We start from the raw sequence: 24,183 nt of genomic DNA on the forward strand, positions 1-24,183 counted from the left end.
AAGGCCCCCCACAGACCATGGGGTTGATAGGCCGGAACTGGAAGCACGGCAACGTGTGAAGGTGACCGGTACTAACCGGCCGAAAACTTACCCACAAAAACACACCCCGCGTCCACTGTGCAGCATCTGAAACAACACACAACACACAACCGTGTGCACAGTTTCACAACGTTACGGCGGCCATAGCGGCAGGGAAACGCCCGGACCCATCCCGAACCCGGAAGCTAAGCCTACCAGCGCCGATGGTACTGCACCCGACAGAGTGTGGGAGAGTAGGACACCGCCGAAACACACCACCGATAGGGGACCCACAACCGGGTCCCCTATCACCATTTCCACCACCATTCCGCAGCGCGATACAACGAATGCCCGATACGACGAATCGACCGTCGGTCCGCTCGCTGTTCGTCGCTATCTGCGCCGAGCCGATGCATCGTCGGCGTTACCCGTGAATTCTCGAATGATCACACCTATGGGCGGATAGCGGCGTCCTTTCCGCACTGGCCTACAGTGCATGAGTGCGTCTCGTGATTGCTCGCTGTCAGGTGGATTATGTGGGGCGGCTGACCGCCCATCTCCCGATGGCTCGTCGACTATTGCTGATCAAGGCCGATGGTTCGGTGCTGGTGCACTCGGACGGTGGTTCGTACAAGCCGTTGAACTGGATGAGCCCGCCGTGCCGATTGGAAGAACGCACTACCGACGCCCAACTCCCGGATGACGGCGCGGCGCTCTGGGTGGTCAGCAACAAGTCCGGAGAAGAGCTCCGCATCCTCATCGAAGCGGTGGAACACGATTCGTCCCATGAACTCGGAGTCGACCCTGGATTGGTGAAGGACGGAGTGGAGGCGCATCTGCAGGAATTGCTCGCCGAGCATGTGCAGACCCTCGGCCCGGGCTACACGCTCGTCCGACGGGAGTACATGACCGCGATCGGCCCAGTCGACCTCTTGTGTCGGGACGGCGACGGCGGCACTGTGGCGGTCGAGATCAAACGGCGGGGTGAGATCGACGGGGTGGAACAACTCACGCGGTACCTCGAACTGCTCAACCGTGATCCGCTGCTCGCTCCGGTCGCTGGAGTTTTTGCCGCCCAGCAGATCAAACCCCAGGCGCGCACCCTTGCCGAAGATCGTGGCATTCGCTGTCTCACACTCGATTACGATGCGCTACGCGGCACGGAGAGCAACGAATTTCGGTTGTTTTGATCCCCGGGTGGGCGGATGCGGGTCGAGGCCGATTCGGGGTCACGTAATAGGCTGGCGACATGCCCCGGAGGAAACCTCGATCGGATCGGTCACGCGCGGTCGGCGCACCACTGGGGGACGTGTTCGGGCGTATCGACTCGGGTCCAGCCGGGGACGAAGACTATCTGGTTCGGGTGATTCCGGCTGCCCGCGCACTCAAGGCATATCGCTGCCCCGGGTGCGATCATGAGATCGCACCCGGGGTCACGCATATCGTCGCCTGGCCGGCGCACAATGGCGAAGACGATCGACGGCATTGGCATCGTGGTTGTTGGAATGGACGTCGGACCCGCACGATCACCCGACGCTGGTCCTGACCCCACCCGATGCTGGTCGTGAAACCAACTGCTGTCGCGAGGCCCGGACGTCAGTTGCCGACGTCTGCACTCTCGCGATCGTCGGTATCGATCTCGTTGTCGTCGCCGGTATTCTCGGAAAGCGCCTTCTGCCGGGAACCGCTGACCGATTTGGTCTTCCCGCCGACTGCCTTGCGCTGATCCGGAACACCATCGAGCAGTTCGCTCTCTCGGTTGACCGCGGCGAGCATCGCGGGCACCGAGTCCAGCTGGCCACGGATACCGAGCAACTGGGCGAGCACGCGTCCGCGCAGCACGCGCATTTCTTCGGCCAATTCTTTCGCGTGCGCGATCTTGCGTTCGGATGTCTGGGTGGCCGAGGTGATGAGTCGATTGGCTTCGTCGGTCGCGTCCTTGATCCGCTGTGCGGCCTCGGCGCGGCTGGTGGCCTCCAGCTCCTCCATAGCGCGGGTGAGTTTGGTGCGGCGTTCGGCCATCGTGGCCTCGAAATCCTGCTGGCTGGTCTTACGCTTCGCGTCGGCTTCCTTCGCGATGCGGTCGGCCTCGGCCTGGGCGGCCTCGATGATCTTGGCCGACTCGGTACGCGCATTGGCCAGGGTCTGCTCGAATTCGATCTCGAGCGCTTCGCGCTTCTCTTTCGTCTCCGCCAGCAGCGACTCGTACTTGCCGCGCATCTCGGTGGCCTGCTGCTCGGCGATCGACACCATCTCGGCTGCTTCGGCCTGGGCGAGTGCGCGTACCTCGGACGCCTCGTCGGATGCCAAGCGGAGCATGCGAGAAATGCGGTCGGACATACCTTCCGCAGTAGTCGGCGGCACCGAGAGTCGGTCGACTTCCTTGCGAAGTTCGTCGATCTCGTCGCGTGCGTCTTCCAGCTGGCCTGCGAGGTTACGTGCTTGTGCCGCGGCGGCATCGCGGTCGGTAGCGGTGACTCTCAGCTCCGCGTCGAGGCGGTCGAAGTAGTTACGCACCTCGTCTTGCGCATAACCCTTGCGCACAACGGTGAAGGGCAGCGCAATGAAGCGATTGCGAGCGGACTCGGGTGACGACATGGCACACAAACTACAGCCTGGAGACAATCGATGGTGACTCGACTGCGAATGTCATTCCAATGAGTCGCCCGAGTCCGATTTTCGATATTAGTCCGTAACATTCGGGTCGGGTTCGACCAACTCGATCAACACCCCACCGGCATCCTTCGGGTGGATGAAATTGATGCGAGAGTCTGCAGTTCCGTGCCGCGGAGTCTCGTAGAGCAAACGTACACCCCGAGCGTCCAGATAGGCGGCGACGGCATCGATGTCGGTCACCCGACAGGCCAGTTGTTGCAGGCCGGGGCCGTTGCGGCCGATGAACTTCGCAATGGTCGAATCCGCGTCGAGCGGGGCCAGCAGTTGTAGCGCGGTGGCCGTGTCCGAAGCGCTGGGCAGCGCGAGCATCGCCTCGTGTACCCCCTGCGCTTCGTTGATTTCCCGATGGGTCTCGATCATGCCGAGGTTCTCGGTGTACCAGGCCACCGCGGCGTCCAGATCGGGTACCGCGACGCCTACGTGGTCGATGGCGGTCACGTAGTCCGCGGGGAAGAAAGCTGACGGATCCGTAACGGCGTTCACCAGTCGAATCTACCGCGCCCTGGCCCGTACTGCGGTAGCCGTACCGGCTACCGTTGAGTTGTAGGCCTGCTGCTGCGCCGCCGGGCAGCGCGGGCAGGTTCGATCTACGAATGCGAGGCTCGTCGTGACCACTTCCGTGATCATCTCCGGAGCGCGTACGCCGATCGGTCGGCTGCTCGGGAGTCTGAAGGACTTCAGCGGCTCCGATTTGGGCGGTTTCGCCATCGAGGCGGCGTTGCAGAAGGGCGGTGTCGCGCCGGACCAGGTCGATTACGTGATCATGGGGCAGGTGTTGACCGCAGGCGCGGGACAGATTCCCGCTCGGCAGGCGGCGACGGCGGCGGGGATTCCGATGGACGTACCCGCGCTGACGGTGAACAAGGTGTGCCTGTCCGGAATCAATGCGATCGCCCTCGCCGATCAATTGATCCGGGCCGGCGAGTACGAGGTCGTGGTCGCCGGCGGCCAGGAGTCCATGAGTCGGGCGCCGCATCTGCTCGAGAAGAGTAGGGAAGGCTTCAAATACGGCGATGTGCGTCTGCGGGATCACATGGCCTACGACGGTCTGCACGACATCTTCACCGACCAGCCGATGGGTGCGCTCACCGAGCAGCGCAATGCGACCGATCGCATCGACCGGGCAGATCAAGACGCATTCGCCGCAGCCTCGCACCAGCGGGCGGCGGCGGCCTGGAAAAACGGCGTGTTCGACGACGAGGTGGTCCCGGTTTCGGTGCCCCAGCGCAAGGGTGATCCGCTCGTGGTGAACACGGATGAGGGCATTCGTGCCGACACCACAGTCGAGTCGTTGGCCAAGTTGCGCCCCGCGTTCGACAAGAACGGCACGATCACCGCGGGTACGTCCTCGCAGATCTCCGATGGCGCCGCGGCAGTGGTGGTGATGAGCAAGGAGAAGGCCGAGTCGCTGGGCCTGAGCTGGCTGGCGGAGATCGGTGCGGCCGGCGTGGTCGCCGGACCGGATTCGACGCTGCAGGACCAACCTGCCAACGCGATCGCCAAAGCGTGCGCGCGAGAGGGCATCTCACCTGCCGAGCTGGACGTGGTGGAGATCAACGAGGCGTTCGCGGCGGTCGGGATCGCCTCGACCCGCAGGTTGGGGATCGACCCGGCCAAGGTGAACGTCAACGGTGGCGCCATTGCGATCGGCCATCCGCTGGGCATGTCGGGCGCGCGCATTCTGCTGCACGTGGCGCTCGAGCTGAAGCGCCGCGGCGGCGGCATCGGCGTGGCGGCGCTGTGCGGCGGCGGCGGTCAGGGTGATGCGCTCATCGTTCGGGTCTGATCGCGGGCGCATCGTCGCGGTGTGATCCGGTCGACTACGACGATGCGTAGTGCATCCTGCAGAATGGTGCGCATGGGTAATGTCTTCGACCTCAGCACGGTAGCCAAGCGGTTTCGATTCATCGCAATGCTCGAGGCGATTTCCTGGGGGCTGCTGATCATCGGCTCGGTGTGCAAGCGCCTCCCCGAGCCGGTGCTGTGGCCGGTCAAGGTGTTCGGCTTGTCGCACGGCATCGTCTTCGTACTATTCGTGATCACCGCGATCGTGGCCGCGCGGGAACTGAGCTGGAGCCCCAAGACCACTGCTTTCGCGCTGTTGTCGAGCCTCCCGCCGTTCTGCACGGTGTTGTTCGAGGTCTGGGCTGCGCGTTCGGGCCAGATGGGTGAGCTGAGCATCGCGACATCGGCGGAGTCCGAAGCTCCCGCATCCGTGCGGTCGTGACAAACTAGGTGGCGTGAATCGACCAGTCGCACGCCGCCCTTCACCCGCTGTCGCCGCCGCCATGTCCGGCGCGGTCGATCTGTCCAGCCTGAAGCAGCCTGCAGGGGCCGCGGCCGGTGCGACCGGCGCGGCCGCGGGCGACCATGCCGTCACCGAGGCCGATTTCGAGGCCAAAGTGCTGCGTCGATCGATGCAGGTGCCTGTCGTGGTTGCGTTGTATTCCCAGCGCAGCCCAGGCAGTGTCGAATTGGTGAAGACGCTCGAGCGGTTGGTCGCCGCCGACGCAGGTACCTGGGACCTGGCGACCGTGGAAGCCGAGCCCAATATGCGTATCGCTCAGGCGCTGCGGGTGCAGGGCATTCCAACGGTGGTCGCGATCGCGGCGGGGCAGCCGCTGGCCGATTTCGAAGGAGCACAGCCCGAGCCGCAGGTGCGGCAATGGCTCGATGCCGTGATCGAGGCGGTGGCCGGCAAACTGGAAGGCGACGCCCCGCCACAGGAAGTCGCGGAAGATCCACGATTCGCGGCTGCCGAGGCGGCGCTGCAACGCGGCGATTTGGCCGAGGCCGAAGCGGCCTACCAGGCGGTTCTCGCTGAAGAGCCGACCAACGAACAGGCCACGGCAGCGTTGCGTCAGCTGCGGTTCCTCGCTCGGGCGCAAGAGGTGCCGGAGTCGGCCATTGCGACCGCGGACGCCGATCCCGCCGACATCGATGCCGCACTGGCCGCTGCCGACCTCGAGCTGTACCAGCAGCGGCCGGACGCGGCATTCGATCGCCTCATCGCCGTGGTCGAGCGCAGCGCGGGTGATGAGCGCACCACGGCGCGTACCCGGCTGTTGGAACTATTCGAACTGTTCGACCAAGCCGAGCCGTTCGTGGTCGCCGCGCGCCGGAGGCTGGCCGCTGCGCTGTACTGAATCGACACCCCCGCCGCCAGCGAACCGACCCCGCTGTCGGCGAACCGACACACTGTCGCGCGTTGCTCAGTGGCTGTCGTGCCGACCGACTCACTCGGGTCGTAACCAGATCGCGGTGTTGGGTGCGAGCCTTACCGTGGTCGACGCCGGACGACCTTGCCATGGATCAGTGGTGGCCGCCACCTCGCCGACATTCCCGATACCGGAGCCGCCGTACTGAATCGCGTCGGTATCGATGATCTGCAGCCAGCGTCCCGCGTGCGGGAGGCCCACACGGTACGCCTCGTGCGATGATCCGGAGAAGTTGTAGATGCACGCGACGACGTCGCCATCCGCGGCGTAACGCAGAAACGCCAGTACGTTGTTCACTCGGTCGTCGGCTTCGATCCAGGCGAAGCCGCCCGGCGCGGCGTCCTGGTTCCACAATGCGGGGTGTGCCCGGTAGACGGCGTTCAGGTCCCGTACCAGGGTCGCGACTCCCTGGTGCAATGGGTTGTCCAGCTCGTACCAATCCAGGTCACGGTCGTGGGACCATTCGCGAAACTGGCCGAAGTCCTGGCCCATGAACAGCAGTTGTTTGCCGGGGTGAGCCCACATGTAGGCCAAGAGCGCCCGCATGCCGCCGGCCTTGGCGAAATCGTCTCCCGGCATTCTGGACCAGAGCGTGCCCTTGCCGTGGACGACTTCGTCGTGGCTGATCGGCAGCACGTAGTTCTCGCTCCAGGCGTACACCAGTGAAAAGGTGATCTCGTTGTGATGCCAGGCGCGGTGCACCGGGTCTCGGCCGAGGAAGCTCAGGGTGTCGTGCATCCAGCCCATGTTCCACTTCATGGTGAAACCGAGGCCACCGACCTCGGTCCCCCGGGTGACGCCGGGCCAGGTGGTGGACTCTTCGGCAATGGTGGCCACGCCCGAATACAGATGGTGCACCGTTGCGTTGAGCTCTCGTAGGAAGTCGGCGGCCTCCAGGTTTTCTCGGCCGCCGTGCACATTGGGCTCCCACTGACCTTCCGTGCGTGAGTAGTCCAGGTAGAGCATGGACGCGACGGCGTCGACGCGCAGGCCGTCGATATGGAACTCCTCGATCCAGTAGCACGCATTGGCCACGAGGAAATTCCGTACTTCGTTTCGACCGAAGTCGAACACGTAGGTACCCCAGTCGAGCTGTTCGCCGCGCCGCGGGTCGGCGTGCTCGTAGAGCGGGGTGCCGTCGAACCGAGCCAGCGCCCAGTCGTCGCGGGGGAAGTGCGCGGGAACCCAGTCGAGAAGTACTCCGATACCGGCCGCATGCATGTGGTCGACGAACGCGCGAAAATCGTCCGGTGAACCGAATCGTGCGGTGGGCGCATAGTAGGACGTGACCTGGTACCCCCATGAGCCGCCGAAGGGGTACTCGGTGACGGGGAGCAGTTCGATGTGGGTGAATCCGGTCTCGCGTACATAGCTGGCAAGCTGTCGGGCCAGGTCGCGATAGTCGAGACCGGACCGCCACGAGCCGAGGTGGACTTCGTAGATACTCATCGGTGCGTGCGTCGGGTCGGTGGCCGTGCGGTGATCCAGCCAGGCGCGGTCGCGCCACACATAGCGGCTCTCGGTGACGATCGAGGCCGTTGCCGGGGGTGGTTCGGTGGCGAATGCGAGCGGGTCGGCATGATCGACGGTCCGTCCGTCCGCGCCGTGTATCCGGTATTTGTATTTGGTACCCGGCTCGACGCTGGGGACGAAGATCTCCCAGACTCCCGATGTTCCCAGCATGCGCATCGGCGCGGTATTGCCGCTCCAGTTGTCGAAGTCACCGAATACCGTGACCCCGCGCGCGTTCGGCGCCCACACCGCGAAGGAGGTTCCCGCCACCTCCCCGTCGGGGGTCTGAAAGCGACGTGGGTGGGCGCCGAGTACCTCCCAGAGCCGCTGGTGACGTCCTTCGCCGATCAGATGGAGATCGAGTTCGCCGAGTGTCGGCAGAAAGCGGTAGCCGTCGGCAGCGACGAGGGTGCGCCCATCGGCATAGGTGGTCACGACACGGTAGTCCATCCGCTCGGTGTGGGGCACCACCGCGGCGAAGACACCGTGGCCCAACGATTTCAGCGCGTGGTCGCGCTCGCCGATCCGCACCGACACCGCATCGGCGCGCGGACGCAGCACCCGCACCACAGTGCCTTCGGGATGGGGGTGCGCGCCGAGCACGGTGTGCGGGTCGGTGTGGGTGCCCGCCGCGAGCAGCATGAGGTCGCGGCGTCCGATCACCATGACCTGCGATATGCCAGCTCGGTCCGGGTCGGTTGCGACACCGGGGGCAGCGTGAGGACATGGGCGACCGCGCGGGCCGGATCCAATCGAACGAAATTCTGCCTCGCCCAGTGGTACTGCTCGCCGCTGACCTCGTCGACGACCACCAGGTGGTCGTGCCACTCGTGGCCGATCGCGGGCAGGTCGAGCGAGAGTTTTCCCCACTCGGTGCCGAACGGGTTCAGGTTGACCACAACCAGCACCGCGTCGCCGCTGGTGGGATCGACTTTGGAAAATGCGAGCAACGCGTCGTTGTCCACGTGGTGGAAGTTCAGACAGCGCAACTGTTGCAGGGCAGGGTGCGCGCGGCGGATCTCGTTGAGTCGAGTCAGCCACGGCTCCAGTGATTCTTCCCGCGCGAGCGCCTCGGCGAAGGGCCGTGGGCGCAGCTCGTACTTTTCCGAGTCGAGGTATTCCTCGCTACCCGGACGCAGCGCTCGGTGCTCGAACAACTCGAAACCGGAATAGACACCCCAGGACGGAGCCAGGGTAGCGGCCAGCGCCGCGCGAATGGCGAACATGCCCGGCCCGCCGTGTTGCAGGCTCTCGTGCAGGATGTCCGGAGTGTTCACGAACAGGTTCGGGCGGGCCTCGTCGGCTTTCGCCGCCAGTTCCGTACCGAATTCGGTCAGCTCCCACTTCGTCACCCGCCAGGTGAAGTAGGTATAGGACTGGCTGAAACCGCGCCGCGCCAACCCGTACAGCTTGGCCGGTCGGGTGAACGCCTCGGACAGGAAGATCACCTCCGGGTCGGTGCGGCGCACTGTCGCGATCAGCCATTCCCAGAAGTCGATCGGTTTGGTGTGCGGGTTGTCGACGCGGAAGATTTTGACGCCGGCGCCGATCCAGTGTCGGACCACGCGCAAGATCTCGGCGTACAGGCCGTCGGGATCGTTGTCGAAATCGATGGGATAGATGTCCTGGTATCGCTTGGGCGGGTTCTCCGCGTACGCAATGGTGCCGTCGGGCAGCGTGGTGAACCATTCCGGGTGGGTTCGCACCCAGGGATGGTCGGGCGCGCATTGCAACGCGAGATCGAGCGCCACCTCCAGGCCGAGGCGTTGCGCTGCTGCCACGAACTCGACGAAATCGGCCCAGGTGCCGAGGTCGGGATGTACTGCGTCGTGACCGCCGTGTCGCGAACCGATCGCCCAGGGTGAGCCCACGTCGTCCGGTTCGGCGGTGAGTGCATTGTTGCGACCTTTGCGGTTGACCTCGCCGATCGGGTGAATGGGCGGCAGATACACCACATCGAAGCCCATGGCGGCGATACGTGGGAGCTCTTTGATCGCGGTCGTGAAGGTGCCGTGGATCGGTGCGCCGTCGGCGTCGCGTCCGCCGGTGGAGCGGGGAAAGAATTCGTACCACGAACCGTAGAGCGCTCGCCGCCGCTCGACATCGACGGTGTGGCGCCGGCCGCGGGTGACCAGATCGCGTAGCGGTGCGGCCCGCAAGATTTCGATCGTGTCGGTGGCGAAGGCCGGCGCCACGCGCGCGGGCAGTTGCTGGTCGCTCCGCAAAGCGGCGGCGACCGCGTGCAGGTGCTCGAATTCCTTCTTGGGAACGGCCTGTGCCGCGCGTACGAACAGCCGGGCGCCGACCTCCAGATCGTTGGCCAGGTCGGCGGCGCATTGGCCGACGGCCAGTTTCGCCTCGATCGCGCAGCGCCAGGTGGCCAGCGGGTCGCTCCATCCTTCGATACGGTAGGTCCACGTCCCCGGGGCGTTCGCGCAGAAGGTCGCGTTGAACACATCGGGTTCGAAGTCCGGGCTCATCCGGATGCGAGTCGGTCGGGACGTACCCGGTGGGTGGACGACCACTGTGGCCGCGACCGCGCCCTGTCCTTCCCGCCACACCACGGCGCGGACCGGGAAGACCTCTCCGACCACTGCCTTGGCAGGTCGCCCTCCGGGGATGGACGGAGCGGTGTCATCGATGGCGATACGGCCGGTCACGCCGACCAACCTACCGGTTGCGGACGGCGAGGAGCGGTTGGCGGGCACTGTGGGCGCCGACCACGGGGCGATGGACCAACCCGCTGGTCAGGGCGCTGCACGGTCCGTGGTGGGTCCGTCACGGACCGTGCTCGATCCGTGTAGGTTCTACCGAATGAAGGCATTGCGCCGTTTCACCGTCCGTGCCCATCTGCCCGAGCGTCTGGTGGCCTTGAGCGAGCTCGCGACGAATGTGCGGTGGTCGTGGCATCCACCGACGCAGGATCTGTTCGCCGAGTTGGATCCGCAACGGTGGCAGGAACGAGGGCATGATCCGGTTCGTATGCTGGGGGACGTGCCTGCGGCGCGGCTGGACGAGCTCGCCGCCGACTCCGAGTACGTCGCCCGGGTCGACGCCGCGGCCGCGGACCTGCGCGAGTACTTGGCTGCGCCGGGGTGGTTCCAGCGTCGAGCAGCGCTCCAGCCCGCCGGAAGAGTACAAGGGGTGCGTGGCATTGCCTACTTCTCGATGGAATTCGGCGTTACCGAGGTGCTCCCGAACTATTCGGGCGGATTGGGAATCCTTGCCGGTGACCACCTGAAAGCTGCTTCCGATCTCGGGCTTCCGCTCATCGGGGTCGGATTGTTGTACCGTTCGGGCTATTTCAGGCAATCGTTGTCGGCCGACGGGTGGCAGGCCGAGCACTATCCTGCTCTGGATCCGCAAGGGCTGCCGTTGCGGGCGCTCACCTCGGGTGGGTCTGCGGTACTCATCCGGGTGGCCATGCCAGAGGGGCGGGTTCTGCGGGCGCGGGTATGGGTCGCGCAGGTCGGTCGGGTGCCCCTGCTGTTGCTGGACTCCGACATCGCCGAGAACGATCCGGAGCTTCGTGCGGTGACCGATCGACTGTACGGCGGCGACCAAGAACATCGAATCCGGCAGGAGATTCTGGCCGGTATCGGCGGCGTGCGTGCGGTGCGCGCATATACGTCGGCGGCCGCCGTGCCCGCACCGGACGTATTCCATGTGAACGAGGGCCACGCGGGTTTCCTCGGCCTCGAGCGAATCCGGGAGTTCGTCTCGGCGGGAATGGATTTCGATTCCGCGCTGGCAGCGGTGCGCGCCGGTACGGTGTTCACCACGCATACGCCGGTCCCCGCCGGTATCGATCGATTCCCGATGCCGATGGTGCGCCGCTACTTCGGGGGGGCGCACGGAGAGTCCGATTCCGCCTTGTTGCCCGGCCTTTCCGTGGACCGAATCGTCGCGCTCGGACGTGAAACAGACCCATCGGTCTTCAATATGGCGCACATGGGATTGCGGCTCGCTCAACGGGCGAACGGTGTGTCGACCCTGCACGGCGAGGTGAGTCGGGCGATGTTCGCCTCGCTGTGGCCGGGATTCGACCCGGCGGAGGTGCCGATCGGCTCGGTCACCAATGGCGTGCACGCCACCACATGGGCGGCCCGCGAGTGGGTGGACAAGGCGCGAGTGCTCATCGGCGCAGAGTTGGTGGAGGAAGCACGTGGCTGGGAACGGTTGCACGATGTCGATGCGACCGAGCTGTGGTCGACCCGCAACACTCTGCGTGCTGCCCTGGTCGAGGAGGTCCGTCGGCGGCTGCGTGCGTCGTGGCTGGAGCGGGGCGCGGCCGAGGCCGAACTCGGGTGGGTGCGTGGGGTCTTCGACCCCAACGTGCTGACCATCGGGTTCGCCCGCCGGGTGCCGACCTACAAGCGTCTGACGCTCATGATGCGCGATCCGCGCCGGTTGCGCGCCCTGCTGCTGGACCCGCGCCGGCCGATTCAGGTCGTGGTCGCCGGGAAGAGTCACCCGGCCGACGACGAGGGAAAGGCCCTCATCCAGGCCGCAGTGCGTTTCGCCGACGATCCCGAGGTGCGCCACCGGATCGTGTTTCTGCCCGACTACGACATTTCGATGGCTCGATACCTCTACTGGGGCTGTGACGTCTGGTTGAACAATCCGCTGCGTCCCTTGGAGGCGTGTGGAACCTCGGGTATGAAGTCGGCGCTCAACGGTGGGCTCAACCTGTCCATCCGCGACGGTTGGTGGGACGAGATGTACGACGGTGACAACGGGTGGGCGATTCCGACCGCGGAGGGTGTCCGCGACGAGAACCGTCGCGACGACCTGGAGGCCACCGCCCTCTACGACGTGCTCGAGCGCACCGTCGCGCCACGCTTCTACGATCGCGACGCCTCCGGAATGCCGGTGCGGTGGGTGGAGATGGTTCGCCATACTCTGCAGACCCTGGGGCCGAAGGTGCTGGCTTCCCGGATGGTCCGTGACTACGCGATCGGGTACTACGCGCCGGCCGCGTCGGCCTACCAGCAGGCAACGGCAGAGGATTTCGCCGGCGCCCGCGCGGTCGCCGAGTACCGCCGCCGGGTCGAGTCCGCATGGCCGGCGGTCAGGGTGATCCAGGTGGACAGTGCGGGATTGCCCGACACCCCGATCATCGGCGCTCGATTGTCGCTCACCGCACGGGTCGAGCTCGGCGGGCTACAGGTTCGTGACGTGGTGGTGCATGCGGTGCTCGGCCGGGTGTCCGCGACCGACGAACTCTCCGACATCACGACCGTCTCGATGACCCACACCGGGTCGGATTCCGGGGTCGAACTGTTCACCGTGGACACACCGGTCCCACTGTCGGGGGCGGTTGGCTATACGGTGCGTGTGCTGCCCCACCACGGGTTGTTGGCTTCGGATGCGGAGCTCGGTCTGGTGTCCGTGGCGCGCGCCTAGATCGGATGGCCCTGGTCACATCGGGCGCCCAGGCCCACGGTCGAGTTGCCCGCACAGAAGAATCGTCGGCTACCGTGCCTGGCAAGCTCGCAATGCTCTCGACTGGAGTCAGCCATGGTCACCGACGTTCTGAATCGGACCCGCGTACGTTTCGACAGCTATTTCGGGGTCCGGTCGGCGGGCTCGACCATACCGCGCGAACTCATGGCGGGGACGGTCACCTTCCTGGCCATGGCCTATGTGCTCGCGGTGAACCCCGCGATACTCGGTGATCGAGGCGCTCTGGGCGAGCAGGGCATTCCAATGCAAGCAGTCTTCACAGCGACCGCCGTGGCCGCTGTGTTAGGCACCGTGACCATGGCGGTGTGGGCACGGTATCCGGTAGCGCTGGCCCCGGGCATGGGGCTCAACGCCTTCTTCGCGTACTCGGTCGTGCTCGGTATGGGGATTCCATGGCAGGTGGCGTTGTCGGGGACGTTGCTGTCGGGGGTCCTGTTCTTCGTCCTCGCGATCACCAGGATTCGTGAACGGATCCTCGATGCCATTCCGATGCAGTTGAAGCTCGCAGTCGGTGCGGGTATCGGGCTGTTCGTGGCATTTCTCGGTTTGAAGAACGCCGGGATCGTGGTCGACAGCGAGGCGACATTGGTGACCCTCGGCGACTTCACCGAGCCCACGACGATGCTGGCATCGTTCGGTCTGCTCGTCACGGTGGTGTTCCTCGTGATCGGCTGGCGCGGTGCGGTGCTCTACGGCATCGTGCTCACCACGATCATCGGCATGGTCAGCGGTGTGGTCGACACGCCGAGCGGCGTGCTCGCCGCTCCATCGGGACTCGGGGATACCTTCGGCCAGGCGATCACCCACCTGCCCGACGTGTTCACCACGAAGCAGATGGCCGTGGTGGTGTTGACGATGCTGTTCGTGGACTTCTTCGATGCCTCGGGCACCTTGATCGGCGTTGCGAACCACGCCAAGTTGCTCGATGAGAACGGCAAGCTGCCGCGGGCCGCGAGCGCTTTGGCGGCGGATTCGGTCGGTACCGTCGCGGGCGCCGTCATCGGTACCTCGACCACCACCGCCTATGTCGAGTCGACCGCAGGTGTGTCCGCGGGCGGTCGTACAGGTCTGACGGGCCTCGCCACGGCAGGTTGGTTCCTCGTCGCGATGTTCTTCTACCCGATCTTCGCCGTGGTCGCGGATTCCGGTGCGGTGACCGCGGCGGCGCTGATCGTGGTAGGTGTCTTGATGGCCCGGTCGCTCGGTGAAATCGACTGGAACCGGTTGGAGTACTCGGTGCCGGCTTTCATCACGGTGGTGACCATGCCATTGACCTTCTCGATCGCCAACGGCCTGGCCATGGGCATGCTGTTCTTCCCGATCGTCATGGCGGCCAAGGGGCGCATCAAGGACGTTCACCCGGTCATGTGGGCGCTGATGGTGGTGTTCCTCGGCTACTTCTTCTTCCTGGCCGAGTAACCGTTCCGACTCCGGCGTAACATCCCGCGTGACGGAACACAGTGTGGACTGTGCGGGGGACCGGCAGAATTCAAAGCGAAACCTTGCCACTTCTCGTCATCTCGCGCAGTGACGATAGTCGAGTACGACGTAGCGTAAACGGCGACCGTAAAGGTGAGAACTCCCATGACCAGCAAACCCCTCGCAGAACGAGCCAGAACAGCTGGAGAGTTGGATGCGATCTCCATGGACCTGGGCCTACTGGTCATTCGCGTGGTCTTCGGTGGGCTGCTCGTCGCGCATGGTACACAGAAACTGTTCGGCTGGTGGGATGGGGGCGGCTGGCGAGGCACGGCCGACGGTTTCGAGCAGATGGGATACAACCCCGGCGAGGTCTTCGGCACGTTGGCCGGCCTGACCGAAGTCGGCGGCGGTCTGCTACTGGCGCTGGGCCTGCTGACGCCGCTTGCCGGAGCTGTCGTCCTCGGCACCATGCTCAACGCGATCAATGCGATGTGGAGCCACGGGCTGCTCGGTGGCTACGAGGTGCCTCTGGTGTTCGCCATTGTCGGTGCGGTCATACCTTTCACCGGGTCGGGCAAGTTCGCCATGGATGCGGGTCGCCCGTGGGAGCGTCACGGCTTCGTGTGGGGTGTGGGTGCATTGCTGTTGGCGCTCGTGACCGGTGTGCTGACGTTGATCTGTAAGTGGGCGCTGTGAATCTGTGATGTCGGCGGGGAGTCACAAAGCGGTCGGCCGCATCGTCGTACTGCTGTGACGTCCCGCGACAGCGTAGGAGGAGAATCGATGACCGTCGAGATCAGCAACCCGGTCGAGTTGCCGGATCCGACCCCATTCGGCTACAGCCACGTGGCGACAGCGCGCGGGGAACTGGTGTTCATTGCCGGGCAGTACGACTATGGCGCCCAAGACTCCAGCGCCCACGACGACGCGGTCGGCGTGGGCTTCGCGGTCCAAGTGGACAATGCTTTCGCGGCGCTCGAGACCGCGCTGCGTTCGGTGGGCTTGGATTTCGCCGACATCGCCCAGATGCGGACCTACATCGTCGACCACGATTCGGACAAGTTGTCAGTGGTCGGGCGGAAGACCGCAGCGATCTGGGGCAATCGGGCTCCGGCCCAGACTCTGACCGGAGTAGCCGCACTCGCATTGCCCGGCATGTTGTTCGAAGTCGATGCGGTGGCCGTTCGCGGCTGAGCGATCGCGCGGGGTGCGTGCCGCTACGGCCGGGTCTCGGCGAGGCGGCGCAGTGCCCCGAGCACCACCTCCGGGTCGGCAGTTTCCCAGAAGGGCGGCAGTGACGCACGCAGATAGCCGCTGTATCGAGCGGTCGCGAGCCGGGAATCGAGCACCGCGACCACGCCGCGATCATCGACACTGCGCAGCAGGCGTCCGGTTCCCTGGGCGAGCAGCAGCGCCGCATGCGCGGCGGCGACAGCCATGAAGCCGTTTCCGCCACGCGACTCCACCGCGCGCTGCCGGGCCGTGAGCAGCGGATCGTCCGGGCGGGGGAATGGGATGCGATCGAGGATCACCAGGCTCAGGGAAGGCCCGGGGACGTCGACACCCTGCCACAGGGACAGTGTGCCGAACAGTGAGGTCTGCGGGTCGGCAGCGAACCGCTGGACCAGCGCGCCCGTGGCGTCGTCACCTTGACACAGCACCGGGGTGCTCAACCGGCCACGCAACGCCTCCGTCGCGGCGCGCGCGGCGCGCATCGATGAGAACAGTCCGAGTGTGCGCCCTCCGGCCGCGGTGATCAGCCGCTCGATTTCGTCCAGGTAGCTGGATGCGAGCCCCTCGCGACCCGGGGCGGGCAGGTGTGCCGCGACATAGAGGATTCCCGACGCGGCGTGGTCGAACGGCGAACCGACATCCAAGCAGTTCCACCGGATGGCGTCGGCATCCGACGGTGCTTGGGCGCCGTTGGCCATGGCCGGGTCGGGGCGATTGCTCGACTGCGCCGGCAATCCCCACGTGGTGGCGAGTCCGTCGAACGAGCCGCCGCTCTGCAGTGTGGCGGAGGTCAACACGACGGTCGCGGCGCCGAAGAGTCTGCTGCGCAACAGGCCACCGACCGACAGGGGAGCCATGCGCACCGTTCGGCGGGTCGTGCCGCGGATCTCGTCCGCGGCCAGCCAGACGACATCGCGTCGCGCGGCCGGGTCGGCTGCGTCGAAAGCGGTCAGTGCGCGGACTGCGCTGTCGTGCACGTCCTCCACAGCGGCCAGCGCCAGATTGCGGGCGGCCGCGTCTGGATCGGCCTGAGCCGGGGTGCCGCCCTGTGGCCCGAGCGCGGTGCGCGCGTTCCACGCGGCGTCGCGGACGGCCGCCAACACCGCGGAGACGCCGTCGGGCAACTCGTCCCAACGACTGGCGGGCAGCTCGTCCAAAACGGTGTGCCAGGCTTCGGCAGCACCCTCCAAGCGGTCGATTTCGCGCTCGTCGACGAGTTTGGCACACCGTCGAGCGGCCGCGCCGATCGCAGTGGGAGACAGTTCCGCCGTGGCCATACCGGTCACTCGGTCGACCAGATCGTGCGCCTCGTCCACGATCACCACGTCGTGTTCCGGCAGGACCTGAACCTCGCTGATCGCGTCGATCGCAAGCAGTGCGTGGTTGGTCACCACCACGTCGGCCTGCGCCGACTCGGTCCTGACGCGTTCGGCGAAGCAGTCCTGACCATAGGGGCAGCGCGACTTTCCGAGGCATTCGCGCGATGACACGCTGAACTGCCGCCAGGCGCGGTCGCTCACCCCGGGGGTGAGTTCATCGCGGTCGCCGGTCTGGGTGTCGGAAGCCCATTCGGTGAGCCGCGCCACCTCGCGGCCGAGGCGCGAGATCGCGAATGCGTCGAACAGTTCCGCTTCGGCAGGATCGTCCGGGGGCGTGTTGTGCAGTTTGTTCAAGCACACATAGTTGTTGCGGCCCTTGAGGATCGCGAACCGAGGGGTCCGTTTCAGCGGAGTGCTCAACGCCTCGGCCAATCGCGGTAGGTCGCGATCGATCAGTTGCCGCTGCAAGGCGATGGTCGCCGTGGAGACCACGACCGTACGGCCGCTGCGCACGGCATGTCGCAGACTCGGCACCAGGTAGGCCAGCGATTTGCCGGTCCCGGTCCCTGCTTGCACCGCGAGATGCTCCTTGGTGTCGATCGCATGGTCGACCGCCGCCGCCATGGTCATCTGTCCGTCCCGCTCGGTACCACCGAGGGCTGTTACGGCGAGGGCCAGCAGGTCGGATACGGGTGGCAGCTCGGACACGTCAGCACCTTACTCGGTCTCGGTGACAGGGCGGGAAGGCCCAAGTCGGGGTCGTCGGAGAAGTGCGTACCGGGGTCGATGTGGTAATCCCGGGTGGCGACGACTGTGCTGTAGTTCGACGCCGCGAGGTGCGCACTGATCCGGGCGGCCACGGCGGCGCCGCCGTCGACCGCCAGCGGGCCGCCTTCGCAGAAATCGTTCTGGACGTCGACGATGATCAATGCTCTGGTCACGGTGTACTCCCGCGCAACGGTCAGGCGCCCCCTTCCGATTCTGCCGGTCGGTCCGATGGCGGCTGCACCCGGTGCGGGGTGGCGGGCAATGGCGCGGCGAAATGTGGACCGGAGACGAAGGTGGTGGCGATGGCCGGCTCGCCTGCGGATAGCTTCAGGCCTTCCCAGGGCAGGCTGAGCAGGCCACGAGCGACCAGATCGCGGCTGTCGGACAGCGATGGCAGGTGGTGTACCTGCTCACCGTGCCGTACCAAGGGGACGAGCAGTTCACGGGCCTGCAAGCCGTTTGCGGACGGTGGCGGTCCGGCGGCGGGATACACGATCTCCTCGACGATCGTGCCGGTCTCGCGCGCGAGGCGGATCGCTTTCTTGGCGCCGCCGCGTGAGCGTTTGTTGCTGCTGCGTTTGGCAACCGGTGCTCCGTCGACATCGACCAGTTTGTAGATCATCCCGGCGGTCGGGGCACCCGATCCGGTCACCAACGCCGTGCCGACCCCGTAGACGTCGACTGGTTCGGCACGCAGCGCCGCGATGGAGTATTCGTCGAGATCACCGGAGACCACGATCCGAGTCTTGGTCGCGCCGAGCGAGTCGAGTTGGTCGCGCACCTGCCGAGCCAGCATGCCGAGGTCGCCGGAGTCGATGCGTACCCCGCCCAGGTCGGGGCCTGCCACCGCGACGGCGGCCGCGACGCCTCCTGCGACGTCGAAGGTGTCCACCAGCAGGGTGGTCTCACTCCCGAGTGTGCCTACCTGGCCGCGAAACGCCTCGGCTTCGTGCGCGCCGTCGGGTCCGCTGTGCAGCAGAACGAATGCGTGTGCGCTTGTTCCGGCGCCTGGAATACCATAGCGGCGCACCGCCTCCAGGTTCGATGTGGCGTCGAAACCAGCGAGATACGCGGCCCGAGCGCTGTCGGGTGCGGCGCGCTCATGGGTGCGGCGCGAGCCCATTTCGATCATGCGGCGGCCTGCTGCCGCGCTCACCATACGCGCAGCCGCGGAGGCGATCGCGCTGTCGTGGTTGAGAATCGACAGGGTCAGCGTCTCCAACACCACGCACTCGGCGAAGCTGCCGCGCACCGACAGGATCGGGGAGCCGGGAAAATACAGTTCGCCTTCGAGATAGCCGTCGATGTCGCCGGTGAATCGATAGTCGTGCAGCCAGTCGAGCGTCCGGTGGTCCGAGAACGACGCGGCGACAGCAAGGTCGGCATCACCGAATCGGAACCGGCGTAGCGCGTCGAGCAGTCTGCCCGTTCCGCCCACCACACCGTAGCGACGACCGTTTGGCAAACGTCTAGCAAGCACTTCGAACGTGCAGCGCCGCTCCGCCGACCCATCGTGTAGCGCGGCGGCGAGCATGGTCAGTTCGTACTGGTCGGTCAGCAGCGCCGTGCTGGTGACTTCGTCACGCAGGTCCACGTGGCCACTGTAGACATCCCGGTCCGATCGCTGGGGGTATACCGCGCCGGCATCGATACGGTGAACCCGCGACGCGCGAGTCGTGGCTGCGTGGGTGTTGTTTATCGATGAACGCGTCGTACCCTTGACGTTATGGCCTTGTGCAATGTAGTCCGAGGTGACGTCGTGACGGCCGCCGCGAACGCGACACTGTCGGCGGCACAGGCGACGCCCGAGGCGGTCGAGTACACCGAGATATTGGAGGCGGAGGACCGTCCCTGGGTGACCGTGGTCTGGGACGACCCGGTCAATCTCATGCACTATGTGACCTACATCTTCCAGAAGTTGTTCGGCTACAGCAAAGCAAAGGCGACCGAGCTGATGCTGAAAGTCCACAACGAGGGAAGAGCCGTGGTTTCGTCGGGTTCTCGCGACAAGATGGAACACGATGTGCAGCGACTACACGCGGCGGGCCTGTGGGCAACCATGCAACGGGATGACTGACCGGACGACTACTCTGACGCCGTGCGTAAGTGGAGCAGGAAGAACTCGCTGAGTGGTCTCAAACTGCGTTCCGAGATGGACGCACGCGAGGCCAACGTGCTGCGGTCGCTGGTGGGTGCGGTGTCCGGGTTGCTCACCGAGCGCGCCGAGTCCGCCCCCGAAGACGACTTGGCGGCGCTGACCGGCCTGCGCTCCGGCAATACCACCCCGCCCGAGGATCCTCGGCTACGCAGACTCCTACCGGAATTCCACCGAAGCGAACCCGGTTCGCCCGATGCCGACCGCGCCGACCTCAACAGTGCGTTGCGTGGCCTGCACGAGCCGGACATCATCGACGCCAAGCTGGCGGCCGGCTCGGTGGTGCTCGATACCGTGCCGAATTCCGGGGGAAAGATCGTGCTCACCCCGGAACAGGCCCACGCATGGTTGACCGCGCTCACCGATGTTCGGCTGGCGTTGGGCACGGTGCTGAGCATCGATGCCGACACCCCGGACCAGCTCGACCCCGGCGATCCACGGGCCCCGCATCTGGACGTCTATCACTGGCTCACCTGGATGCAGGACTCGCTACTACAGGCTCTGGCTCCGTGATCGGTATGCGGTGAGCGCCAGCGTTCACCGGCGAGCAACGCCACCACGAATTCAGGAGCACAGATGACGCAAGCCCCACCGGGACAACGTAATTCGCTCGCCGACGTTGCAGGAATGCTGGTCGGCCACCATCATGTTCTCGACCCGGACGCCACGCTCGGTGCCGGGGCGGCGACCGGATGTACCGTGGTGCGGGTACCGGTGGGCGCCGTGGCGGCGGTGGACGTGCGCGGCGGCGGTCCAGGCACACGAGAGACCGATCTGCTCGACCCGATGAACAGTGTTCGTCGGGTCGATGCGATTGTGCTGACCGGTGGCAGCGCTTATGGTCTGGCTGCGGCCGACGGAGTGATGCGCTGGCTGGAAGACCACGGGGCGGGAACCGCGGTGGACCCAGGGGACGCGCGCCACGTGGTACCCATCGTTCCCGGCGCCGTGATCTTCGACCTCCCGGTCGGTGCATGGGATGTCCGGCCGACCGCCGAGTTCGGCTATCGAGCCGCTGCGGCCGCGGGGCTCGACTTCGCCCGCGGATCGGTCGGCGCCGGTGTCGGCGCTCGCGCCGGATCGATCAAGGGAGGGGTGGGGACGGCGAGTGTCGTCGTGACGCAGGGCGCGGCGGCCGGCGTCACGGTCGCCGCACTGATCGTGGCCAATCCACTTGGCTCGGTGTTCGATCCGCGCACGGGATTGCCGTGGGGCTGCGGAACCGACGGACCCGATTTCTTTCGTCTGGGTACTCCGAGTGCCGAGCAGGTGACTTCGGCCAATGCGTTGCCGGTGAAGGGTACTGCACTGAACACCACGATCGGCGTGGTCGCCACCGACGCCGCACTCGACCCGACCGGGTGTCGCCGGGTGGCGGCGACGGCGCACGACGGTTTGGCCCGGGCGGTGCGTCCCGCGCATTCTCCCTTGGATGGCGACACCCTGTTCGCAGTGGCTACCGGGACGGTCGCCACGGGTGCGCGCCCCGCGCCGGCGCCGGACTTTCGCGCCGATGTCGCGGTCCTGGATCAGGTGTGCACCGCGGCTGCATTGTGTGTCGAACGCGCTGTCGTCGACGCGATCTGCTGTGCGCATACCGTCGCGGGTATTCCGTCCTACCACGACCTGTTCCCCGGTTGAGCCGTCGGAGAGCGCCCTCGCGGGCCGGAATCGGGGACCGGTCGAACCGGCGGTGGGAATATCCGAATATCCTGGCTCGTTGTCGGCTGCGATGGGTTGGCGTTGTGGAAAGGTGTGCTATCCGTGCTGGTGATCAGGGCCGACCTCGTCGCGGCGATGGTGGCGCACGCGCGCGCCGATCACCCGGACGAGGCGTGTGGGGTCATTGCAGGTCCAGAGGGTGCGGATCGACCGGAACGGCTGATCCCCATGGTCAATGCCGAACGCTCGCCCACGTTCTACCGTTTCGATTCCGGTGAGCAATTGAAGGTGTGGCGAGAGATGGACGAGGCCGACGAGACGCCGGTCGTGATCTATCACTCGCATACGGCCACTGAGGCATACCCGAGCCGGACCGACGTGTCCTATGCATCCGAACCGTTCGCGCACTACGTGCTGATCTCCACTCGCGATCCGGAGCAGCACGAGCTGCGCAGCTACCGGATCGTCGACGGCGAGGTCACCGAAGAGCCGGTGCGCCTGGTCGATGCGTACGAGACCTGAGCCGATGCCTGGACGGGAATGCTCGACCGCGCGACCACGGTTGGTCTGTGCGTTCGCTTGTCCGTGAGTTCGTTGCTCATCTATGAGATCAGCTCATCTGTGAGATCTACCCCTCTGTGAGATCAAGGAGTACCGATGCCGGTAACCGTGTCCATCCCGACCATCATGCGTGGCTTCACCGGAGGTGAGAAGCGGGTGCACGCCGAGGGCGCCACAGTAGCCGCGCTGATCGAGGACCTCGAGGCCAACCACCCCGGCCTCGCCGAGCGTCTGCTCAAGGACGGCAAACTGAACCGCTATATCAATATCTATGTCGACGACGAAGACGTGCGATTTGCCGGTGGGTTGGCGGCCGAAGTACCGCAGGGCGCCAGCGTGACGATTCTTCCTGCTGTGGCCGGAGGCTGAACGGTCCCGTGGCGCGTTACGAATCGCTGATCGCAGCGCTGGGTGATACCCCGCTCGTCGGACTGCGAACTCTGTCCCCGCAGTGGGACGGCGACGACCATGTTCGGCTATGGGCCAAGCTCGAAGACCGCAACCCGACCGGTTCCATCAAGGATCGGCCCGCCCTACGCATGATCGAGCAGGCCGAGGCCGACGGACGACTGCGCCCCGGCTGTACGATTCTGGAACCTACGAGCGGCAATACCGGTATCTCCCTGGCAATGGCCGCGAGGTTGAAAGGCTATCGGCTGATCTGCGTGCTGCCGGAGAACACCTCGGTGGAGCGACGGCAATTGCTCACCATGTTCGGTGCACAGATCATCGATTCCCCGGCGGCGGGCGGCTCCAACCAGGCGGTGGCGCTGGCCAAGCAGATTGCGGCGGACAATCCGGACTGGGTGATGCTCTACCAGTACGGCAATCCGGCCAACGCGCTGGCTCACTACGAGAACACCGGCCCGGAGATACTGGCCGACCTGCCGGAGATCACCCACTTCGTCGCCGGTCTCGGTACCACCGGCACGCTGATGGGTGTCGGTCGGTTCCTCCGAGAGAAAGTGCCCGGGGTACAGATCGTCGCGGCCGAGCCGCGATACGGCGAGCTGGTCTATGGCCTGCGGAACATCGACGAGGGATTCATCCCCGAACTGTATGACGAGAGCGTGCTGACCACTCGGTTCTCGGTCGGTCCGCACGATGCCATCCAGCGGACCCGAGACCTGGTGCTCGAAGAAGGTATCTTCGCGGGGATCTCCACCGGCGCGGTCCTGCACGCCGCACTCGGTGCGGCTCGAAAGGCGGTGCGCGCCCACGCGCGTGCCGATATCGCGTTCGTCGTTGCCGACGGCGGCTGGAAGTACCTGTCCACGGGCGCCTACGACGGGACCGTGGAAGAGGCGGAGGAGCGGCTCGACGGCCAGCTCTGGGCCTGATTTCGGTCCGGGCCGGTACTCTGTGGGTACTGCGGGGCCGCGACTCCGCGCGGCAAGGAGGTGGCCATGACCGGCGCGCAGAGCGGACCGTCGTTCGACTCCGATCCGCTGGGCGCGCCGCCTGCCCGACTGCGTCGGCCGAACGGCGAGGCCGATCCGGTCTCACCGAACTCGAACAGAGGTTTCGTCGCCATGAGGCAGCTGTGGCTGCGCGCCGCGACGATCGTCCTCGTATTCGTCGCGCTGCTCTACGGCATCGAGGGTGTGGACCACGCGCTCGGCGATCGGTTGGAACAAGCGGGCATCGAACCCCGTACGGGCGACGGACTGTCCGGTATCGCATTCGCACCGGTACTGCACGGCGGGTGGGACCACCTGGTCGGCAATACCCTCCCGGTGCTGGTACTCGGCTTCCTTGCGCTGGCGGCAGGCATCGGCCGCGGTCTCGCCGCGACCGCGATCATCTGGCTCGTGGCGGGGGTCGGCACCTGGCTGACCGGGGCGACGGGCACCACCCACCTCGGCGCGTCCATGCTGGTGTTCGGCTGGCTGGTGTTCCTCATCTCGCGGGGGTGGTTCAGCCGTTCGATCGGACAGATCGTGCTCGGCTTGGTGGTGCTGGCCACCTATGGGTCGCTGCTGTGGGGCGTCTTGCCAGGACCTCCTGGAATCTCTTGGCAGGGACATCTTTTCGGCGCATTGGGTGGACTGTTCGCTGGCTGGGTACTCTCTGGTGATGAACGTCGACACCGTCGCGTGGCCCGGACGCGAGTCAGTGCCACGCCACGCTGAGTGCGCTGCCCGCCAGGAAATGTGGGGGATCCTTTCTTGAA

21 protein-coding genes, 2 rRNA genes and 1 pseudogene are annotated in these 24,183 nt (G+C 65.8%); 17 read left to right on the top strand and 7 right to left on the bottom strand.

Annotated features, from left to right (window positions below):
• The 3 genes from K940_RS0116480 to nucS all read left to right on the top strand — a co-directional run.
• Positions 1-95, top strand: a 23S ribosomal RNA gene (locus K940_RS0116480); the annotation flags it as partial.
• 77 nt (positions 96-172) lie between these two features.
• Positions 173-289, top strand: a 5S ribosomal RNA gene (gene rrf / locus K940_RS0116485).
• A gap of 229 nt (positions 290-518) precedes the next feature.
• Entirely contained in the window at positions 519-1,208 is a 690-nt protein-coding gene (nucS, locus tag K940_RS0116495) for an endonuclease NucS (RefSeq protein ID WP_036528884.1), read from the top strand.
• A gap of 406 nt (positions 1,209-1,614) precedes the next feature.
• Here the strand turns inward: nucS and K940_RS0116505 are convergent, their stop codons facing one another.
• Together K940_RS0116505 and mce are read right to left on the bottom strand one after the other, a co-directional pair.
• A complete protein-coding gene (locus K940_RS0116505; protein WP_028478456.1) occupies positions 1,615-2,616 on the bottom strand; it encodes a hypothetical protein in 1,002 nt (333 codons plus the stop codon).
• A gap of 87 nt (positions 2,617-2,703) precedes the next feature.
• Positions 2,704-3,177, bottom strand: coding sequence for a methylmalonyl-CoA epimerase (gene mce / locus K940_RS0116510; protein ID WP_028478457.1), 474 nt, complete (start codon positions 3,175-3,177; stop codon positions 2,704-2,706).
• Positions 3,178-3,301: 124 nt separating this feature from the next.
• Between mce and K940_RS0116515 the strand changes: the two genes are divergently transcribed.
• The 3 genes from K940_RS0116515 (at position 3,302) to K940_RS0116525 (ending at position 5,840) form a co-directional block, all read left to right on the top strand.
• Positions 3,302-4,480 carry an acetyl-CoA C-acetyltransferase gene (locus K940_RS0116515; protein WP_028478458.1) on the top strand — a complete coding sequence of 393 codons (1,179 nt, stop codon included), beginning with the start codon at positions 3,302-3,304 and terminating at the stop codon, positions 4,478-4,480.
• Positions 4,481-4,543: 63 nt separating this feature from the next.
• Complete coding sequence (locus tag K940_RS0116520; protein ID WP_028478459.1) at positions 4,544-4,921, top strand: DUF3817 domain-containing protein; 378 nt, start codon at positions 4,544-4,546, stop codon at positions 4,919-4,921.
• Between the two features lie 61 nt (positions 4,922-4,982).
• A complete protein-coding gene (locus K940_RS0116525; protein WP_028478460.1) occupies positions 4,983-5,840 on the top strand; it encodes a tetratricopeptide repeat protein in 858 nt (285 codons plus the stop codon).
• 90 nt (positions 5,841-5,930) lie between these two features.
• Here K940_RS0116525 and glgB read toward each other — a convergent pair whose 3' ends face one another.
• Entirely contained in the window at positions 5,931-8,090 is a 2,160-nt protein-coding gene (glgB, locus tag K940_RS0116530) for a 1,4-alpha-glucan branching protein GlgB (protein WP_036528886.1), read from the bottom strand.
• Complete coding sequence (locus K940_RS0116535) at positions 8,084-10,084, bottom strand: alpha-1,4-glucan--maltose-1-phosphate maltosyltransferase (RefSeq protein WP_028478462.1); 2,001 nt, start codon at positions 10,082-10,084, stop codon at positions 8,084-8,086. Before K940_RS0116535 ends, glgB begins: the two co-directional genes overlap by 7 nt.
• A gap of 154 nt (positions 10,085-10,238) precedes the next feature.
• Here K940_RS0116535 and glgP point away from each other — a divergent pair, with 154 nt between their 5' ends.
• The 4 genes from glgP (at position 10,239) to K940_RS0116555 (ending at position 15,506) form a co-directional block, all read left to right on the top strand.
• Entirely contained in the window at positions 10,239-12,830 is a 2,592-nt protein-coding gene (glgP, locus tag K940_RS0116540) for an alpha-glucan family phosphorylase (RefSeq protein WP_028478463.1), read from the top strand.
• Positions 12,831-12,944: 114 nt separating this feature from the next.
• Positions 12,945-14,309, top strand: coding sequence for an NCS2 family permease (locus tag K940_RS0116545; protein ID WP_028478464.1), 1,365 nt, complete (start codon positions 12,945-12,947; stop codon positions 14,307-14,309).
• Between the two features lie 165 nt (positions 14,310-14,474).
• On the top strand, positions 14,475-15,008 hold the full coding sequence (locus K940_RS28650) for a DoxX family protein (RefSeq protein WP_036528889.1): 534 nt from the start codon (positions 14,475-14,477) through the stop codon (positions 15,006-15,008).
• 87 nt (positions 15,009-15,095) lie between these two features.
• The gene (locus tag K940_RS0116555) at positions 15,096-15,506 is read left to right on the top strand and encodes a RidA family protein (RefSeq protein WP_028478465.1); all 411 of its coding nucleotides are present in this window, start codon (positions 15,096-15,098) and stop codon (positions 15,504-15,506) included.
• 23 nt (positions 15,507-15,529) lie between these two features.
• Here the strand turns inward: K940_RS0116555 and K940_RS0116560 are convergent, their stop codons facing one another.
• The 3 genes and pseudogenes from K940_RS0116560 to K940_RS28655 form a co-directional block, all read right to left on the bottom strand.
• Positions 15,530-17,572: an ATP-dependent DNA helicase gene (locus K940_RS0116560; protein WP_028478466.1), complete on the bottom strand. Its 2,043-nt coding sequence runs from the start codon at positions 17,570-17,572 to the stop codon at positions 15,530-15,532.
• 44 nt (positions 17,573-17,616) lie between these two features.
• Positions 17,617-17,805: pseudogene (locus K940_RS0116565) on the bottom strand (nicotinamidase); the annotation flags it as partial.
• A 20-nt stretch (positions 17,806-17,825) separates the two neighbouring features.
• Entirely contained in the window at positions 17,826-19,226 is a 1,401-nt protein-coding gene (locus K940_RS28655) for a nicotinate phosphoribosyltransferase (RefSeq protein WP_081706415.1), read from the bottom strand.
• Between the two features lie 132 nt (positions 19,227-19,358).
• On the opposite strand from K940_RS28655, the gene clpS reads away from it, so the two are divergent.
• From clpS to K940_RS0116605, 7 genes are all read left to right on the top strand, one after another.
• Positions 19,359-19,709 carry an ATP-dependent Clp protease adapter ClpS gene (gene clpS / locus K940_RS0116575; protein WP_051407271.1) on the top strand — a complete coding sequence of 117 codons (351 nt, stop codon included), beginning with the start codon at positions 19,359-19,361 and terminating at the stop codon, positions 19,707-19,709.
• Positions 19,710-19,730: 21 nt separating this feature from the next.
• A complete protein-coding gene (locus tag K940_RS0116580) occupies positions 19,731-20,300 on the top strand; it encodes a DUF2017 domain-containing protein (RefSeq protein ID WP_028478469.1) in 570 nt (189 codons plus the stop codon).
• A gap of 63 nt (positions 20,301-20,363) precedes the next feature.
• Entirely contained in the window at positions 20,364-21,428 is a 1,065-nt protein-coding gene (locus K940_RS0116585; protein ID WP_028478470.1) for a P1 family peptidase, read from the top strand.
• A 123-nt stretch (positions 21,429-21,551) separates the two neighbouring features.
• Entirely contained in the window at positions 21,552-21,971 is a 420-nt protein-coding gene (locus tag K940_RS0116590; protein ID WP_028478471.1) for a Mov34/MPN/PAD-1 family protein, read from the top strand.
• A gap of 135 nt (positions 21,972-22,106) precedes the next feature.
• Positions 22,107-22,379, top strand: coding sequence for a MoaD/ThiS family protein (locus tag K940_RS0116595; protein ID WP_028478472.1), 273 nt, complete (start codon positions 22,107-22,109; stop codon positions 22,377-22,379).
• Between the two features lie 8 nt (positions 22,380-22,387).
• Positions 22,388-23,350 carry a PLP-dependent cysteine synthase family protein gene (locus tag K940_RS0116600; RefSeq protein ID WP_028478473.1) on the top strand — a complete coding sequence of 321 codons (963 nt, stop codon included), beginning with the start codon at positions 22,388-22,390 and terminating at the stop codon, positions 23,348-23,350.
• A 66-nt stretch (positions 23,351-23,416) separates the two neighbouring features.
• A complete protein-coding gene (locus K940_RS0116605; protein ID WP_028478474.1) occupies positions 23,417-24,142 on the top strand; it encodes a rhomboid family intramembrane serine protease in 726 nt (241 codons plus the stop codon).
• Positions 24,143-24,183: the final 41 nt, after the last annotated feature.

Source organism: Nocardia sp. CNY236, from assembly GCF_000482385.1.
Taxonomy (GTDB): Bacteria; Actinomycetota; Actinomycetes; order Mycobacteriales; family Mycobacteriaceae; genus Nocardia.

Excerpts from the sequence above, each read along its gene's own strand:
- K940_RS0116505 (WP_028478456.1), bottom strand. The coding sequence starts at position 2,616 with ATGTCGTCACCCGAGTCCGCTCGCAATCGCTTCATTGCGCTGCCCTTC.
- K940_RS0116520 (WP_028478459.1), top strand. The coding sequence starts at position 4,544 with ATGGTGCGCATGGGTAATGTCTTCGACCTCAGCACGGTAGCCAAGCGG.
- K940_RS0116525 (WP_028478460.1), top strand. The coding sequence starts at position 4,983 with ATGTCCGGCGCGGTCGATCTGTCCAGCCTGAAGCAGCCTGCAGGGGCC.
- glgB (WP_036528886.1), bottom strand. The coding sequence starts at position 8,090 with ATGGTGATCGGACGCCGCGACCTCATGCTGCTCGCGGCGGGCACCCAC.
- glgP (WP_028478463.1), top strand. The coding sequence starts at position 10,239 with ATGAAGGCATTGCGCCGTTTCACCGTCCGTGCCCATCTGCCCGAGCGT.
- K940_RS0116545 (WP_028478464.1), top strand. The coding sequence starts at position 12,945 with ATGGTCACCGACGTTCTGAATCGGACCCGCGTACGTTTCGACAGCTAT.
- K940_RS28650 (WP_036528889.1), top strand. The coding sequence starts at position 14,475 with ATGACCAGCAAACCCCTCGCAGAACGAGCCAGAACAGCTGGAGAGTTG.
- K940_RS0116555 (WP_028478465.1), top strand. The coding sequence starts at position 15,096 with ATGACCGTCGAGATCAGCAACCCGGTCGAGTTGCCGGATCCGACCCCA.
- clpS (WP_051407271.1), top strand. The coding sequence starts at position 19,359 with ATGGCCTTGTGCAATGTAGTCCGAGGTGACGTCGTGACGGCCGCCGCG.
- K940_RS0116585 (WP_028478470.1), top strand. The coding sequence starts at position 20,364 with ATGACGCAAGCCCCACCGGGACAACGTAATTCGCTCGCCGACGTTGCA.
- K940_RS0116595 (WP_028478472.1), top strand. The coding sequence starts at position 22,107 with ATGCCGGTAACCGTGTCCATCCCGACCATCATGCGTGGCTTCACCGGA.
- K940_RS0116605 (WP_028478474.1), top strand. The coding sequence starts at position 23,417 with ATGACCGGCGCGCAGAGCGGACCGTCGTTCGACTCCGATCCGCTGGGC.